The 15,992-nt window shown below is 63.1% G+C and carries 15 protein-coding genes, 1 pseudogene and 1 riboswitch; of the genes and pseudogenes, 9 read left to right on the forward strand and 7 right to left on the reverse strand.

Annotation, left to right across the window (positions count from 1 at the left end; translation table 11 throughout):
* A partial coding sequence (locus tag AC0L2A_RS34665) for a co-chaperone GroES (RefSeq protein ID WP_292429495.1) occupies positions 1 to 236 on the reverse strand: 236 nt, incomplete at its 3' end.
* Positions 237 to 486: 250 nt separating this feature from the next.
* Here AC0L2A_RS34665 and AC0L2A_RS34670 point away from each other — a divergent pair.
* On the forward strand, positions 487 to 1,422 hold the full coding sequence (locus AC0L2A_RS34670; protein WP_473612681.1) for a bifunctional helix-turn-helix transcriptional regulator/GNAT family N-acetyltransferase: 936 nt from the start codon (positions 487 to 489) through the stop codon (positions 1,420 to 1,422).
* 172 nt (positions 1,423 to 1,594) lie between these two features.
* Here the strand turns inward: AC0L2A_RS34670 and AC0L2A_RS34675 are convergent, their stop codons facing one another.
* A complete protein-coding gene (locus AC0L2A_RS34675; protein WP_473612695.1) occupies positions 1,595 to 2,428 on the reverse strand; it encodes an AraC family transcriptional regulator in 834 nt (277 codons plus the stop codon).
* Between the two features lie 264 nt (positions 2,429 to 2,692).
* A riboswitch (cobalamin riboswitch) is annotated at positions 2,693 to 2,896 on the forward strand.
* An 87-nt stretch (positions 2,897 to 2,983) separates the two neighbouring features.
* Here AC0L2A_RS34675 and AC0L2A_RS34680 point away from each other — a divergent pair.
* From AC0L2A_RS34680 to AC0L2A_RS34695, 4 genes and pseudogenes are all read left to right on the forward strand, one after another.
* The gene (locus tag AC0L2A_RS34680) at positions 2,984 to 3,796 is read left to right on the forward strand and encodes an ABC transporter ATP-binding protein (RefSeq protein WP_473612682.1); all 813 of its coding nucleotides are present in this window, start codon (positions 2,984 to 2,986) and stop codon (positions 3,794 to 3,796) included.
* Entirely contained in the window at positions 3,793 to 4,740 is a 948-nt protein-coding gene (locus tag AC0L2A_RS34685; RefSeq protein WP_473612683.1) for an ABC transporter substrate-binding protein, read from the forward strand. Before AC0L2A_RS34680 ends, AC0L2A_RS34685 begins: the two co-directional genes overlap by 4 nt.
* Positions 4,741 to 4,769: 29 nt before the next feature.
* Positions 4,770 to 5,785 (forward strand): annotated as a pseudogene (locus tag AC0L2A_RS34690) (FecCD family ABC transporter permease).
* A gap of 455 nt (positions 5,786 to 6,240) precedes the next feature.
* The gene (locus tag AC0L2A_RS34695) at positions 6,241 to 8,928 is read left to right on the forward strand and encodes an EAL domain-containing protein (protein ID WP_473612684.1); all 2,688 of its coding nucleotides are present in this window, start codon (positions 6,241 to 6,243) and stop codon (positions 8,926 to 8,928) included.
* Positions 8,929 to 8,997: 69 nt separating this feature from the next.
* On the opposite strand, the gene AC0L2A_RS34700 is transcribed toward AC0L2A_RS34695, so the two are convergent.
* Both AC0L2A_RS34700 and AC0L2A_RS34705 read right to left on the reverse strand, forming a co-directional pair.
* The gene (locus tag AC0L2A_RS34700) at positions 8,998 to 9,459 is read right to left on the reverse strand and encodes a CAP domain-containing protein (protein WP_473612686.1); all 462 of its coding nucleotides are present in this window, start codon (positions 9,457 to 9,459) and stop codon (positions 8,998 to 9,000) included.
* 257 nt (positions 9,460 to 9,716) lie between these two features.
* Positions 9,717 to 10,280, reverse strand: a complete 564-nt coding sequence (locus tag AC0L2A_RS34705; protein ID WP_473612687.1) for a TetR/AcrR family transcriptional regulator — start codon at positions 10,278 to 10,280, stop codon at positions 9,717 to 9,719.
* Positions 10,281 to 10,391: 111 nt separating this feature from the next.
* On the opposite strand from AC0L2A_RS34705, the gene AC0L2A_RS34710 reads away from it, so the two are divergent.
* Both AC0L2A_RS34710 and AC0L2A_RS34715 read left to right on the forward strand, forming a co-directional pair.
* The gene (locus AC0L2A_RS34710) at positions 10,392 to 11,177 is read left to right on the forward strand and encodes an SDR family NAD(P)-dependent oxidoreductase (RefSeq protein WP_473612689.1); all 786 of its coding nucleotides are present in this window, start codon (positions 10,392 to 10,394) and stop codon (positions 11,175 to 11,177) included.
* Between the two features lie 60 nt (positions 11,178 to 11,237).
* A complete protein-coding gene (locus AC0L2A_RS34715) occupies positions 11,238 to 12,332 on the forward strand; it encodes an alkene reductase (protein ID WP_473612690.1) in 1,095 nt (364 codons plus the stop codon).
* A gap of 309 nt (positions 12,333 to 12,641) precedes the next feature.
* On the opposite strand, the gene AC0L2A_RS34720 is transcribed toward AC0L2A_RS34715, so the two are convergent.
* A complete protein-coding gene (locus tag AC0L2A_RS34720; RefSeq protein ID WP_091590700.1) occupies positions 12,642 to 13,043 on the reverse strand; it encodes a hypothetical protein in 402 nt (133 codons plus the stop codon).
* A 427-nt stretch (positions 13,044 to 13,470) separates the two neighbouring features.
* A complete protein-coding gene (locus AC0L2A_RS34725) occupies positions 13,471 to 13,830 on the reverse strand; it encodes a winged helix-turn-helix transcriptional regulator (protein ID WP_473612691.1) in 360 nt (119 codons plus the stop codon).
* A 106-nt stretch (positions 13,831 to 13,936) separates the two neighbouring features.
* Here AC0L2A_RS34725 and AC0L2A_RS34730 point away from each other — a divergent pair, with 106 nt between their 5' ends.
* Positions 13,937 to 14,641 carry a glutathione S-transferase family protein gene (locus AC0L2A_RS34730; protein ID WP_473612693.1) on the forward strand — a complete coding sequence of 235 codons (705 nt, stop codon included), beginning with the start codon at positions 13,937 to 13,939 and terminating at the stop codon, positions 14,639 to 14,641.
* Positions 14,642 to 14,700: 59 nt separating this feature from the next.
* Here AC0L2A_RS34730 and AC0L2A_RS34735 read toward each other — a convergent pair whose 3' ends face one another.
* Positions 14,701 to 14,841, reverse strand: coding sequence for a hypothetical protein (locus AC0L2A_RS34735; protein WP_167366313.1), 141 nt, complete (start codon positions 14,839 to 14,841; stop codon positions 14,701 to 14,703).
* Positions 14,842 to 14,915: 74 nt separating this feature from the next.
* Here AC0L2A_RS34735 and AC0L2A_RS34740 point away from each other — a divergent pair, with 74 nt between their 5' ends.
* A complete protein-coding gene (locus AC0L2A_RS34740; protein WP_473612694.1) occupies positions 14,916 to 15,743 on the forward strand; it encodes a DUF2189 domain-containing protein in 828 nt (275 codons plus the stop codon).
* Positions 15,744 to 15,992 lie beyond the last annotated feature (249 nt).

Here is a 15,992-nt window from a genome sequence, read left to right on the forward strand (position 1 = left end):
TTGACTTCGGTGCCCGACCACTTGCCGAACAGGATGCGATCGCCGGCCTTGACGTCCAGCGGGACGAGCTTGCCGGCTTCGTCACGGGCCCCGGAACCAACGGCGATGATCTCGCCTTCCTGCGGCTTTTCCTTCGCCGTGTCGGGGATGATGATCCCGCCGGCAGTCTTGGATTCGGATTCAACCCGGCGTACGACCACGCGGTCATGAAGCGGGCGGAACTTCGACTTTGCCATTTTTTATTCCTCGGTGAGAATGGTGAGAACAGTTCCTCCGTCCGGCGGCGCCGGACAAACCTATAAGCCCGGCGGCGCCGAACCTACGCTTAGCACTCACCAATGGCGAGTGCTAACGTGGCGGTGAGATAAGCCGGTGGCTGGCGAGAGTCAAGGCGCTGAGTGAGCTGATCGACAGCCGCAGCCTGCTTCGAACTGATACTTGACTGAGTCAACTAAATGGTTGATTTTGTGCGGGCAGGAGGATGCCATGACGATTCATCATCAACCCGGCAGGGAGCGGATCGATGCGGTGCGGGGCTTCAACCGCTTCTACACCCGCCAGATCGGGTTGCTCGACGAAGGGCTGCTGAAAAGCGCCTTCTCGCTGACCGAGGCCCGGGTGCTCTATGAACTGGCGCATCGCGATGGCCTGACCGCCACCGATCTTGCGCGCGATCTCGGTCTCGACCCCGGCTACCTCAGCCGATTGCTGAAAAAGTTCGAGGAGCGCGGCCTGGTCGAGCGCGTGGCGACGCAAGCCGATGCTCGGCGCTCGTCGATTGCGCTGACGCCGGCGGGAAGAGCGGCGTTCGCGCCGCTGAACCAGGGTTCGCACGATCAGGTCGCGGCCCTGCTCGACCGGCTTTCCGCACCGGAACAGGACAGGCTGGTCAAGGCGATGCAGACGGTGCAGCGCCTGCTGGGCGAGAGTGCAGAGCCCAGGGTCCCTTACATGCTGCGGTCTCTGCAGGTCGGCGACATCGGCTGGATCATCCATCGCCAGGGCCTGCTCTATGCGCAGGAATATGGCTGGGACGAAACTTATGAGGCGCTGGTCGCCGAAATCCTCGGCGCTTTCGTCAGATCCTACGATCCGAAATGGGAACGCAGCTGGATCGCCGAGCGGGAAGGGGAAGTCGTCGGCTCGGTTTTTCTCGTGCGCCAGTCGGACGCGGTGGCGAAGCTGCGCCTGCTCTATGTCGAACCCTCGGCGCGCGGTCTCGGCATCGGCAGCCGGCTGGTCGAGGAATGCATCGGCTTTGCCCGTGCCAAGGGCTACAAGAAATTGACGCTGTGGACCAACGACGTGCTCACCTCAGCGCGCCGCATCTACGAGGCGGCCGGGTTCAAGCTGGCCAATCAGCAGCGCCACCACGCCTTCGGCAAGGATCTGGTCGGCCAGAACTGGAACCTGGAGTTGTAGCGTCTTTCCCTTCTCCCCTTGTGGGAGACGGTGGATCGGCGCGCAGCGCCGAGACGGTTGAGGGGTGTTGGCCGGAGTCACCGGCGGTGCCAAGCTGGAACACCCCTCATCCGGCCGCTTCGCGGCCACCTTCTCCCACAAGGGGAGAAGGCAAGACAAGGCGGAGGCTTCCTCACCCTGCGACCGGTATCCAGATTTCCAGCCCGCCATTGCCGCTGCGCGGATCGAATTCGGGGCCGTAGCGCTCGAATTCGGGCGCGTCGGCAATCTTGTGCCCGGAGGCCGGCAGCCATTTGTTCCAGATCGTGTTGACCGTGCGGCGGATGGTCGAGATGTGGTCACGATGGGCGAACACGGCGTATTTCTGCGCCGGCACGCGTACGCGCGAAAACTCCTTCGGCAGGTCCGAAAAATCGGACACCTCGACGCCGGCGATATAGTCGAAATTGCCTGCATCGTCGCCGTTGACGCAGACGCCATAGGCGATGTCGCCGACCTCGCCTGGAATGTTGCCGATATAGGGGCCGAACCTTTGCCACTGCATCGGGATGCCGGCGCTGGTTTCGCAGCTGTAGCGCTCGCCGAGACCGGCGATGAGGAACGGCCGGCTGGTTTCGAAACGCGGCGGCTCGAGATTGGCGAGGAAGGACTGGTCCATCAGGATCGGCTCCACGAGATCGAGGTTTTTGAGCGAGCCTTGCGCGCGCACCAGTTCCGGCGTGGTGCCGAACTGGTCGCGGAAGGCGCGGGTGAAAGCCTCATGCGAGGCATAGCCGGCGTCGAGCGCGACCGAGAGGATGTCCGGTGCGCCGGCGGCGAGCCTGCGCGCCGCCTCGGTCAGCCGGCGAGAACGCAGGTAGCCCATCACCGAACGTCCGGTCGCCGCACCGAAAGCCCGCGTCACGTGAAAGCGCGACACGCCGCTGCTGTTGGCGACATCGTCGAGTGAGATGGATTCCGGCAGATGGCTTTCGACGAACCACAGCGCTTTCTCGGTCGGGTTCATATGGCTCCTTGCTGTGGGACTGCGCATTGGCCAGGTCATGGTATCGCTTCCTGGTGGAGGCAGTTTGATCGAAATTGCGCACCGCGCAATGCGACACTGGTCGGCAAGTCGAAGGCGTTGGGCGAAGGGCTTGACGGGAGCAGGCGTTGTCTTTTAAGTAGTAATGATATTACATTACGATTTCGGTATGCTCGTTCTGACAAGACCATTGCTCGCTCGGCACTCCGGAACCCGGAAATTTATTGCGCTGGGATTGGCGGAAAACTAGGGTGGCTGACTGATGGTCCCCAAGCCGAAAGGCGAGGGGTGAAAAGGGAACACGGTGAGATCTTCGGATCGAGGCCGTGGCTGCCCCCGCAACTGTAAGCGGCGAGCAAAATCCGAAATGCCACTGGCCGGCAAGGCTGGGAAGGCAGGATGGCGCAAGGACCCGCGAGCCAGGAGACCTGCCATCGCACGAGTTGACCGGACGGGGTGTGCCGGGAGGAGACGTGGACATCGGCCTTGTTGGCCGGTCCAGCTTCCTTCCGTCGCCATTGAGAAAGTGACGGTAAGTTGGACGCCTGCCAGCCTCTTCTTGAAGCGCGTGAACTGAGCGCCACGGCGAATGGCCAGCGCCTGGTCAGTGCGGTCAGCCTTTCGGTCGCGGCGGGAGACCGCCTCGCCATCATCGGTCCCAACGGCGCCGGCAAGACGACGCTGCTGCGCATGCTATGCGGCACGCTGCGTCCGAGCGGGGGAGATGTGAGATTTTCCGGACGCCGGCTGGAGACATTTCCGGCCGCCGAGCGGGCGCTGCACATGGCGGTCGTCGGCCAGACCGATCAGCCCGATCCGCGGCTTGCCGTGATCGACTACGTCGGACTTGGGCGGGTCCCGCATGCCGGCTGGCGACGCAGGAGCGAGCAACGCGACGTCGTCGTCGAAGCGCTTCGCAGAACTGGCCTGCTGCCGCTGCTCGGCCGCACGATCGGCTCGCTGTCGGGTGGTGAGCGGCAACGCGCCCGGCTGGCGCGCGCCATCGCCCAGGAGCCGAAAATCCTGTTCCTCGATGAACCGACCAATCATCTCGATCCGCGCGCCCGCAGCGAACTTCTCGAACTCGTATCGCAGCTTGGCATGACCGTCGTGGCGGTGCTGCATGACCTGTCGCTGGTCACGCCATTTGCCACCAGGGTCGCGGTGATGAACGAGGCCCGCCTGCAGGCACTCGCCGGTCCGCGCGAGGCGCTGACCGAGCAGTTGATCCGCGAGATTTTCGGCGTCGAGGTGCTTCGGCTGCGCCATCCGACCGAAGACCGCGAACTCACGGTGTTCGAAGTCCCGAACCGTGCCTCTTCTGATCTAACCAAGGAGCAACACCCGTGAAACGCCTCGCATTGCCTTTTGCCTCTCTGCTGCTTGCCCAGGCCGCCTTCGCTTTCCCGGTAACAGTCGACAGCTGCGGCACACCGCTGACGTTCGACGCCGCGCCGAAGCGCGCCGTCATCCAGGATATGAACATGGCCGAGATGGCCTTCGCGCTGGGGCTGCAACCGTCGATCGTCGGCCTGACCGGCATCACCGGATGGTATAAGGTCGGTCCGGAATTCAAGGCCGGGCAGGGCGCCATCCCGGAACTTGCGCCGAAATACCCGACGCTCGAAAACCTGGTCGCGGTCGAGCCCGATTTCTTCTTCGCCGGCTGGTATTACGGCATGAAGCCGGGCGGCGAGGTAACGCCAGATACGCTGGCGCCGCACGGCATCAAGACGCTGGTGCTGACGGAAAGCTGCGTCCATCTCGACAACAACCGCCCCGCCGCCTCGATGGACCTGCTCTACGGCGACATCGAAAAGCTGGGCAGGATTTTCGGCAAGGAGGCCGAGGCGAAAAAACTCGTTTCAGGCTGGAAAGCGCAACTCGCCGATATCACGGCAAAGGTCGGCGACCGCGAGCAGACGCGGGTGTTTCTCTACGACTCCGGCGAAGACAAACCCTTCACATCAGGCAAGTTCGCGATCCCCAGCGCCATGATCGCCGCTGCCGGCGGCGACAACATCATGGCCGACATGCAGACGAGTTGGGGCAACACGGACTGGGAAACGGTCGCTTCCCGCAATCCGCAGTTCCTGATCCTGCTCGACTATCAGGACGGCGGCGGTTACAGGAAACTGCTCGACTTCCTCAAAGTCCATCCGGCAATGAAGGAGACCGATGCGGTCAGGAATGAGCGCTTCGTCGCGCTGCGCTATGCCGAATTGACCCCCGGACCCGCCAACATCGAGGCGATCGGCAAGATCGCCAGCGCGATGCACCCGGAAGCCTTCTGAGCTTGCGCCACAGGGCCTTCGAATTGGCCATGGCAGCAGGAGCGGCAGCAATCGCCGCGCTTGCTCTGCTGTCGATCGCCTATGGATCGACGGTCATAGCGTTGAGCGACGTGATTGCTGCGCTCGGACATGCGGCCGGGCTGGATGGAGACCTCGTGCCCGGCTCAGTCGGCAATATCCCGGTCGCCAAGATCCCAGTTGCCAAGATTGTCGTCGATCTCAGGCTGCCGCGCACCATCATGGCGATCTGTGTCGGCGCCGGGCTGGGCGTCATCGGCGCGCTGCTGCAGACGGTAACCCGAAACGACCTCGCCGATCCGTTCCTGTTCGGCCTGTCCTCCGGGGCGGCGGCGGGTGCTGTTTCCGTCATCACCATTTTTGGCGACCGTTTCGGCATCTGGACGTTGCCGGTTGCCGCCTTTACCGGCGGCATATTGGCCGCCGGCATCGTGCTTTTGCTGGTTTCGCGGGTGAGGGGGCAAGGCCCCGAACGGCTGATACTGGCCGGGCTTGCCGTCTCGTTCATGTTCATTGCCTTGACCAACTATCTCGTCTTCGCCGGAGACCAGCGCGCCGCCCACTCGGTTTTGTTCTGGACGATGGGCGGGCTCGGCCTGGCGCGATGGGACAATGTCGGGCTGGCTGCTCTTGGCGCGGGCACCATTCTTGCTTATGGCCTGTGGAACCATCGCAAGCTCGACGCCTTCCTGGCCGGCGAGAATGCTGCCGAAAGTCTTGGGGTGCCGGTTGTGCGGATGCGCAGGACGGCGTTTCTCGTCGCTGCCTTCTCGACGGCGATCCTGGTCTCGGTCGCAGGTGTCATCGGTTTCTCGGGCTGATGATCCCGCATCTGTCCCGGCCCCTGGCCGGGCCGTTGCATCTGCGCCTGATTGCAAGCTGCGCCCTCTTCGGAGCGGTGCTGCTGCTGGCAAGTGACCTTCTGGCGCGCACGCTGCTGCCGCCGCAGGAACTGCCGATCGGCATCATCACCAGTTCGGTCGGCGCTTTCTTCGTGGTCACCATGCTCATTCGCAATCGTTCATGATGGGCTGCCATGCACACTTGCCGGCTTCTGGCACAATGCCGAGTCTTTGGACTGACCTCTGGGACCGGCGCAGCGCGCCGAACCGCCTGTCGAGATTTTCACCGGCAGGATCGGCCATCATGTGCGATGGGCCTGCACGAGATTGGCTCCCCCTTCTCCCCTTGTGGGAGAAGGTGGCCGCCCACGGGTCTTGCCTCCGGCAAGCCCGAGGACAGGCTCCGCGGCCGGATGAGGGGTGCTCCAGCTTGGAACCGACAGCACAGCACTCCTCAACCGTCTCGGCGCTGCGCGCCGATCCACCTTCCCCACAAGGGGAGAAGGCAAGAACTGCGCCATGCCCCGGTCGGCATCGACCCGGTTCACACGCCATTAGTATATCTGGACCACTATGCGGTCGCTTAGTTGCAGCGAGCTTTCCTTGCTTTGCGCCAGGCGCCGAACCGGAGGAACTGTGTTTGGTCACGAAACCATCGAGGCAAGCCGCCCAGGCGCCCGAACCGACCGAGCATGCCACGCTGGCGAAACTGGCGGGCTCCTCGTACGAGACGCTCGAGCGCGAACTCAGGGCTACGATCGCAACACTCGAGCAGCAGGCGCTGCGATTCGAGACGGCGATCGACAACATCTCGCAAGGCATCTGCTTTTTCGACGCCGCTGAACGGCTGATCCTGTGCAACCGCCGCTATGCGGAAATTTACCGCATCGCACCCGAACACTTGCGTCCCGGCCGGACGCTGGGCGAAATCGTCGAACGCCGCATCGCTGCCGGGACATCCGCGATGGCCAGCGACGCTTATCTCGCATTCGCCCGGGCGGTCAATTCGGGCACGACCTTGAGAAACTGGACCGCCAATCTCACCGACGGCCGGACAATTCAGATCTGCCACCAGCCGATGCCTGACGGCGGATGGGTGGCCACGCATGAGGACATAACGGAACTCACCGCCAATCGCCTGATCGTCGACGAGCGCATCTCGCTGCAAACGCTGATCGACTGGGTGCCAGACTACCTGTGGGTGAAGGACACCGAAAGCCGCTTCGTCGTCGCCAACAGGGCCATTGCTTCCGACAGCGGCAAGGCCAAAACCAGTGACATGATCGGTTTGACCGATTTCGATCTTCATGCCCCCGACCTTGCGCAGAAGTTTCGCGCCATCGAGCAAGGCGTGCTGCGCAGCGGACAGCCGATGATCGATGAGGAAGAGTTCGTTGTCGATGCGTCAGGCGCCGGCAAATGGTTTTCGTCGACGAAGGTGCCGTTGCGCAATGTTCAAAACGATATCTTCGGTCTGGTTGGCATCGCCCACGACATCACCGCCCGCAAGCAGGCGGACACCCTTCGAGACGGGCAGGCGCAGATACTGGAAATGATCGCGACGAGCGCCCCGCTCGAAGATGTGCTCGACTGCCTCATGCGCCTCGCCGAGTCTCAGTTGACGGGGATATTCGGTTCCGTCCTGTTGCTCGACAAGGATGGCAGCCACTTGCGGCACGGCGCCGCGCCGAGCTTGGCAAAGGCCTATACGAGCGCCATCGACGGGATCGCCGTGGGCCCCAAAATGGGATCCTGCGGAACCGCTGCCTACCGGCGCGAGCCAGTCATTGTCGCGGACATCATGCACGACCCGCTTTGGCACGATCACTGCGAATTGGCGGCGGCCTATGGCTACCGTTCGTGCTGGTCGACCCCGATCCTGTCGCACCAGGGCGCTGTGCTGGGCGCCTTTGCCATGTACTCGACGACCGTGCGCGAGCCGACCGCGGCCGAGACCCGGCTCATCGATTTCACGACGCGTATTGCCGGGATCGCCATCGAGCGCAAGCTGGCCGAAGATCGGATCCACTTCATGGCCAACCATGATGTGCTGACCGGACTGCCCAATCGCGCTCTGCTCGAGGACCGGCTTTCGCAGGCGATCCTCTACGCGCAGCGATACGATCGCTGGGTGACGGTGGTGTTCATCGATCTGGACAATTTCAAACTCGTCAATGACACGCTTGGCCACAATGCCGGGGACGAGCTGTTGAAGACCGTAGCCGGCCGTATCGTCGAGCGCGTAAGGGCGACCGATACGGTCGTGCGGCTTGGTGGCGACGAATTCGTCGTCGTTCTGTTCGATCAACCGACGAATGTCGATCTCATCTCCGAGACCCTGCAAGCCATTCGGGCGGCGATTGCAGAGCCGGTTCAGCTCGGAGCACATCGGCTGAGGGCGACGGCCAGTATCGGCATCGCCAGCTACCCCAAGGATGGGACCAACCCCGACACGCTGCTGGCCAATGCCGATGCGGCCATGTATCGCGCCAAGGAATTCGGCCGCGACAATTTCCAGTTCTACGCTCCCGAATTCAACACCAGAGCGCATGAGAAATTCGTGCTTCAGGAGGACTTGCGTAACGCCCTGGCCCGTTCGGAATTCACGCTGTTCTACCAGCCGCAAGTCGATCTTCGGTCGGGCCACGTCTTTGCCGTCGAAGCATTAATACGCTGGAATCATCCGACGCGGGGCATGTTGGCACCGACCGCCTTCATTCCGACGGCCGAGGAGACAAGTCTGATCGTGCCGATCGGCGATTGGGTCCTGCACGAGGCCTGTCGGCAGAACAGGGCATGGCAGGATGCCGGCCTGCCGCCGATGACCGTCTGCGTGAATGTGTCGACCCGGCAATTCAGGGAAAAGAACCTGATCGGCCGCGTCGCCGATGCCCTGAAAGTCAGCGGTCTGGAGGCCAGATATCTCGAGCTGGAGGTGACCGAAAGCCTGATCATGCAGGATATCGACCTGGCGGTCGCAACGATGAATCAGCTGCAAAACCTGGGCGTTCAGATCTCGATCGATGATTTCGGAACAGGCTACTCCAGCCTCAGTGCGCTCAAGACCTTTCCAGTGGCGCGGCTGAAAATCGACAAGTCGTTCATCAACGATATCGCTGCTGACGAAAACGACCAGGCTGTCGCCAGCGCCGTAATATCATTGGGTCAAAATTTGAATCTGAGGGTCATTGCCGAGGGCGTCGAGACGGACGATCAGGTGGCCTTCTTGCGCAAGAACAACTGCGATGAAATGCAGGGCTATCATTTCAGCGAGCCGGTTTCGGCCCCCGACATCGAGAAGATGCTCAGTGGCGAACCCATGGATTGACGGGTCGACCATGATCTCCTCAGCCAAGGCGGCATTGCCGCCAGCGCGGATTGGCCTGTGCCCGCGTTGCTATTTGCCCAGGACAAGGCTCCAGTAACGCCGCGAGCTGTCGCGGCCGTCCCGCACATAGGCCAGGCCGAAGCGGGTGAAGCGCGGGTCGAGCATGTTGCGGCGGTGGCCGGCCGAATGCATCCAGATGTCGAACAGCTTCTGCTGATCGAAACGGCCCTCGGCGATGTTTTCGGCGGCAGCACCGGCAATGCCGTTGCCCTTGACGCGCAAAGCAAATCCCTTGCCCCAGCCGGTCGAGTGGGTCATGCGGCCGCCGCGCGCCATATAGCCGGACTGCTGCAGGGCTGCCTGTTCGAGCTTAGGGTCGGGGACAAGCGGTTCGAGCCCGGCTGAGGCGCGGATGCCCGCCAGCGTGCCGACGGCGGAGGCGGAGACCCCGGCGCCTTCGCCGGTGGGCAGCACAGTGGCACAAGCGGCAAGCCCGGCCAGCACGGCAAGGCCGACGGCCCTAAGCAGCATTCGCCTTTTTGGCGTCGGGCGCTTTTCGTCAGGGCGGGGTTCTAGGGATGGTTGATTGGCGGTGTCGGTGAGCGTCATGCCTGCTGACATAGCGGCAATAGTGGCTTTTGCCGGGCAGGCGTTCAGAAATCTCGGTCGCTGCTCCCTTAGCCGTCCGCGAACCCCGCTGATGCGCGCTGCGGCGCGATATTCTCCGGGATAGCCGCCCAACTACCGCCGGCAGCCGCATGGGTCTCGACAAGATCGCTCCTGCCGGCCTATCTGGCAGACACTTGGCTGATTCCGGTATCGATCCAGGCACGCGTCTGTTCCAGAACTTCATCCGAAAGCGCGGGATCGTCGATAGCCCGGGCGAGGATCACTGCCCCCACCATCGCTGCCCAGCATCCGATCGCTGCGCGGCGTCTGTCTGCCGGATCCAACTCCGGCAGCGTCTTGCCGATATGGTCGATCTGCGAGCGAAGGCCTTCGGTCATGGCCGAGCGGGCAGCCGGGGTCTGATGGCGGATGTCCGCAACAAGGCCCGCTGTCGGGCAACCACCGGCGGCATTGTCGCGATGCCGGGGCGAAAGATAGTCATCCACATAGGCGCGAAGGTCGCCCCCTCCGCTTGAGTCCGCGGCGAGGACATGGGCAAGGGTTTGGGCGATCAAGTCGTCCTTCGAGCTGAAATGGCCATAGAAGCCGCCATGGGTGAGCCCAGCGGCTTTCATCACCTCCGCCACGCTGACCGCGTCGAACCCCTTGTCGCGAAACAGCCGGCTGGCAACATCCAGAATTCGGCGGCGGTTCTCCGCCATCTGTTCCCGACTGACCTTCATTTAAAAATCCTCCGCCGGTGCCGTTGACATTTACATGATGGGTATCATATTTAGAACGCAATCATGACGATCGTCATGAATATAGAGTCCATCAGCGAAAAGAGCAATGCCATGACCATTCCGTCAGTCCTCATAACCGGCGCCTCCACCGGCATCGGAGCCGCCTATGCCGAGCGCTTCGCGCGCCGCGGGCACGACCTCGTGCTGGTTGCCCGCGACACGGCACGAATGGAGGCTCTGGCGGCCCGTCTAAGTCAGGAAAATGGCGTGGCGATCGACATCATCCAGGCTGATCTTACGCAGGCTGCCGAGCTTGCAACGGTCGAGACGAGGCTGCGCGACGACGCCCGCATCGGGATCCTCGTCAACAATGCCGGAACGGCCATCGGCGGAAGCTTCATCGAGCAGAGCACCGATGACGTCGCGCGGCTGGTTGCGCTCAATACGACCGCGCTTCTGCGGCTTGCCAGCGCCATCGCCCCGCGTCTTGCGGCGGCCGGCGAAGGGGCGATCGTCAACATCGGCTCCGTGGTCGGCCTGGCGCCGGAGTTCGGCATGACGGTCTACGGCGCAACCAAAGCCTTCGTGCTGTTTCTGTCGCAGGGACTCAGCCTCGAGCTCGCGCCGAAGGGTGTCTATGTCCAGGCCGTGCTTCCCGCCACGACGCGAACGGAGATCTGGGGACATGTCGGCGCCGACGTCAACACGCTTTCCAGCGTGATGGAGGTCGACGATCTGGTGGATGCGGCGCTGGTCGGCTTCGACCGCCGCGAACTTGTGACCATCCCGCCGCTACCCGATGCCGGGCAGTGGGACGCGCTTCAGGCCGCACGCCAGGCCATGCTTCCGAACTATCTGAACGAACATCCCGCCGAGCGGTACCGCACGGTCGCCTGAGCATCAACGAACCCGTTTCGATAGACGACCCGCCGCGGCGGGGACAAACAAAGGTGATCCATGACGAGCACAACGCTGTTTGAGCCCTATACTCTCGGCTCGCTGACCCTCTCCAATCGTATCGTCATGGCGCCCCTGACGCGCAATCGCGCCGGCCCGGGTTTCGTTCCAGGCGATCTCGCCGCACAGTATTACGGCCAGCGCGCGTCGGCCGGCCTGCTGATTTCCGAAGCCACGCAGATCTCGCAGCAGGGACAGGGTTACCAGGACACCCCCGGCATCTACTCCCAGGCTCAGATCGGCGGCTGGCGCAAGGTCACCGACGCCGTGTACGCCAAGGGCGGGCGGATTTTTCTGCAGCTCTGGCATGTCGGTCGCGTCTCGCACGTCGACCTGCAGGAGAACGGCGCCGCGCCTGTCGCGCCCTCGGCGATCCGGGCCGCGACCAAGACCTTCGTCGGCAACGGCTTTGTCGACGTTTCGGAGCCCCGCGCGCTGGAACTCAACGAGCTTGCGGGGATCGTCAACGATTTCAGGCAAGCAGCCGCGAACGCCATCGAGGCCGGCTTCGATGGCGTCGAGATTCACGGCGCCAACGGCTATCTGCTGGACCAGTTCGCCAAGGACGGCGCGAACCTCCGCACGGATGCTTATGGCGGATCGGTCGAGAACCGCGCCCGGCTGATGCTGGAGGTTGCGACTGCGGTGGTCGAGGAGATCGGCGCTGAGCGCACCGGCATCCGGATTTCGCCGATCTCGCCCGCCAACGGCGTCTCGAGCAGCGCCCCCCAGGCACAGTTCGACTATATCGTCGATCAACTCGACGTTTTGGGCATCGTCTACATCCATGTCGTCGAGGGCGCCACGGGCGGATCGCGCGATGTCGCGCCGTTCGACTTCGGATCACTCCGCCGGCGCTTCAACAACACCTATATCGCCAATAACGGCTATGACCTCGAACTCGCGGGGTCGCGGCTTGCCGACGGCAAGGCGGACCTGTTCGCCTTCGGGCGACCGTTCATCGCCAATCCCGATCTTGTGGAACGGCTGCAGACGCGCGCGCCGCTGGCCGTGTTCGATCAGGCGACGCTCTATGGCGGCGGCTCCGCTGGCTATACCGACTATCCCGCGCTCGCTGCTTCAAGCCAGCGATGAAACATCGGAGCGCCGCGCCCGCGCGGCCATCCCACGTCGACAGCAGCGCCGGCGCCTTCGCCGGTGGGCAGCACGGTGGCGGCAAGGCCGCCTGCCTGAGATAAGCGCGATCCTGGCTGCCAAATAGACCGGGCGTGGATTGTTCCAGGCCCGATCAAATCAGCGCTTGGGCAGTTCAGGCCCTCGGTATCCCTGCCAGGGGCGAGCCAGAGCCCGACTGATCCAGCCCGACTGATCCTTTTATAGTAAGCAGCCTCGTCGCTTAACGGTGGCACCGCTCATCCCGGAGAGTAACCATGGTGCTCCCAGTTAGAGGCCGAAAGCTTCCAGTGAGAACTCGCCACTGCTTTCGTCTAGTTGAATGACCTTCACCTGCATCTTTGTCGGAGCGCATTCCTTAATTGATCTCGGTTTGGCATTCTTGTCCTTCGCGATAGCGATGATCACCTTTACCCACCCGTCGCAGTGATCGAGCGCCCACCTGAGGTTTTCCATCAACTCGTAGTGGCCACGACTGGTTTTGCTGTCAGCCCAAATAGGCCCGCGCTCGTAAACAAGACGACCGTCTGGCGATTTTTTGAACTCGTCCTGCCAAAGGGTAACCGCAACGGTCTTGGTCCCCTCATTTCGCGCCGACCAACTCCACTGCACGTTAACCGGAGCTGTACCGAAATGCGCAAAGGCCGCAGTGTGCGTGTATTTCTTCGGCATGTGTCTCTCCCACCGTCATCGCGAGGTAAGCACCATCGCTCAGGCCCCACAAGCCCCCAGTCGACAGCCCACCAGGTATTGCGACAGGAAGCATGGCCAAGCACCTGCGGTCGGTTGTCGCCGAGCAATACCGCGGCATCTAAAGCGTCGTATGGCGATGCCGGTTGGTCCGATCGCGGTCCGGTGGCCGGTTTCCGAGGTTCGCGCCGAGGTGAAGCAATGGGCGGACACATCGGAGGACAGCGGCGTCTGCGAATGGCCGCTTCAACCAAATGCCCACCCATAGCGTCGGTCGGCATTCGGCCCATTGCGGACACCACTCGACTGGTCGTCTCCGGCGCTCCCTCCGGTATCCGGCCCGGACGGCAAATCCGACCCAAAAGCGGTTGTCCAGCCTCGGGCACCAACCTCAGATTTTCCCCACTGCTTACTCCGCCGCCACCAGCCTTGGCGCCGATGAGACCCGGCCGGCTCGATCGTCCTCGGTAGCTTCCCACCAGTCGCCCAAGGCGTCGATGAGCGGCACAAGCTTGAGACCCGCTGCCGTGAGATCATAGTCGACACGTAGCGGATAGCCGGCATGCGCCGTTCGACGCACGATCCCGGCTTCCTCCAGCTTGCGCAGTTCCAGCGCCAGAATGCGGTGCGACACGGTCGGGTTGTCACGCCTCAGGTCGCTGAAGCGCTTGGTCCCGTCCTTGAGATAGTAGAGCAGCAAGGTCGGCCAGCGGCCGCCGAGGACACGCATGGCCTCTTCGATCGGGCAGCTTGAGACGACATCTTTCATGGCGGATCCTGGTTACAAAATAGTGCGTAATTTACATGGGACGACCAGCGTTTAGGGTCAAGCTTCGCTGCGCAGCGTGATCCCTGAACATGGAAGAGACAAAGAAATGGAACCTATCCTCCTTTACGGCGTCCCGGCGGGAAGTTCGATGGGGCTCGTCGCTGCTTTTGAACGCTTCGGACAGCCCTACCGCCTGTGCCGCGTCGACATGCTCACTGAAATGAAGAACGACACCTATGCCCGCATCAACGGCCGTCAGGAAACGCCGGTGATGATCACCGACGACGGCAGAGTGCTCACCGAGACCATGGCGATTGCCGCTTGGCTGGAAGCCCGCGACACGCAACGTCGCATCAGCTTCGACCCACGCTCGCCGGAAGCCGACCGGATGCATCAACTGATGGCTTTCGTGAACACCGGTTTCACCGCCGCTTTCACCCCGCTCTGGGCTGCCTATGAAATGGAATCGGCCGAACCGGCCCTGCTGGCGACCTTGCGTGACTTTGGCCGCCAGGCTGTTGCCGAACGCCACGACCGGCTTGAGGCGATGATCGGCGACACCGACTTTCTGGTCGGCGACCGCCTGACGCTGGCAGATACCACGCTGATCGGCGTGGCCCGTTGGGCGGAGTTCCACCAGGCGGTCGACGGCGCCGCCTATCCCAGGCTGGCGGCGCTGCGCCACCGGATCGAAAGCGATCCGGACGTGCGATACGCGCAGGCCATCGAGGACGGCGAGACGCCGGCGGGTTCGGGTGCCTGCCTTGGCCACGTTCCGCTGGCCGAGGTGATTGAACGATTTGGTACCTAATGCATGTCGCGCAAAAGTGTGCGGCGGTTTTGCGATAACGACATGCATAAACAAACAACCTAAAGCGCGTCGCAATGAATCCATTCAGCCGCGACGCGCTTTAGCACACGCCAGCGGCGCGGCACGAACACGGCCTGTGCCGCGCCGCGCATGCTCAATCCCACCCGATTCGCGACAAGCACATCGAATTCGGCTATCATGCCATCGCTCTTGAAGTGGCAGCTACGGGCGGCCATCCTGGCGGTGGCCGCCCCCTGAATACGGGAGAATGGGTATGGCCAGCTTTCATGTCATGTCGGACGCGCGTGGGATGCACGTGCAGCCCAGGGTGCGCCGCATCACCACGGCGGACCTGATCGATGTGCTGCGGCTCGGCGTCGAGGATTTTTGGGCAAAGCCATCGCATTACGTCTTCCTGTGCCTGATCTATCCGGTGGTCGGATTGATCCTGGCGCAGTGGACGACATCCGGCTCCTACGCCATCCAGCTGCTTTACCCGCTGATGTCCGGCTTCGCCCTGCTTGGACCGTTCGCCGCGATCGGCCTCTACGAGATCAGCCGCCGCCGCGAGCTCGGCATGGACACGTCCTGGTGGCACGCGCTCGAGGTGCGCCACTCGCCGGCGCTGCCGGCGATCGCGGTCATCGGCATCATGCTGGTGGCACTGTTCCTGCTCTGGCTGTTCACCGCGCAATCGATCTACACCAGCCTGTTCGGCGCTCAGCCGCCGGCCTCGATCGGTGGCTTTGTGCGCGAGGTGCTGGCAACGCCCAAAGGCTGGACGCTGATCCTGCTCGGCAATGCGGCCGGTTTCGTCTTCGCCGCGATCGTGCTGGCGACGACCGTCGTCGCTTTCCCGCTGCTGCTCGACCGCGATGTCGGCGTGGTCTCGGCGATCGAGACCTCGGCACGGGCGGTGATGACAAACCCGCTGCAGATGGCGCTGTGGGGCCTGATGGTCGCCGTGCTGCTGGTCATCGGCTCGATCCCGCTGTTTGCCGGGCTCGCCGTCGTCATGCCCGTGCTTGGCCATGCGACCTGGCATCTCTATCGCAGGCTGGTCGAACCGGAGCGGGCGCAGCCGGACCGGCGGCCGATGTAGGCGGAAGTGGCGGTGCCGCCGCTACGGGCGCATCTCCGGATGGCGGTAGGGGCACTCACCATGTCCATTCCACCGCAAGAGCATGATTGCGAGCCTGTGCGCCAGCGTCGACAATTGGCGAAAGTGGCGACGTTGCCAATCTCCCCCCGTGCGGGGGAGATGCCCGGCAGGGCAGAGGGGGGTGGGAAGGATCGCCGACTTTTTGTGGAATCCATTTCCAACTGGAGACCGGCCTGTGGCGTTGATGCG

It is taken from the genome of Mesorhizobium sp. WSM4844, from assembly GCF_055811775.1.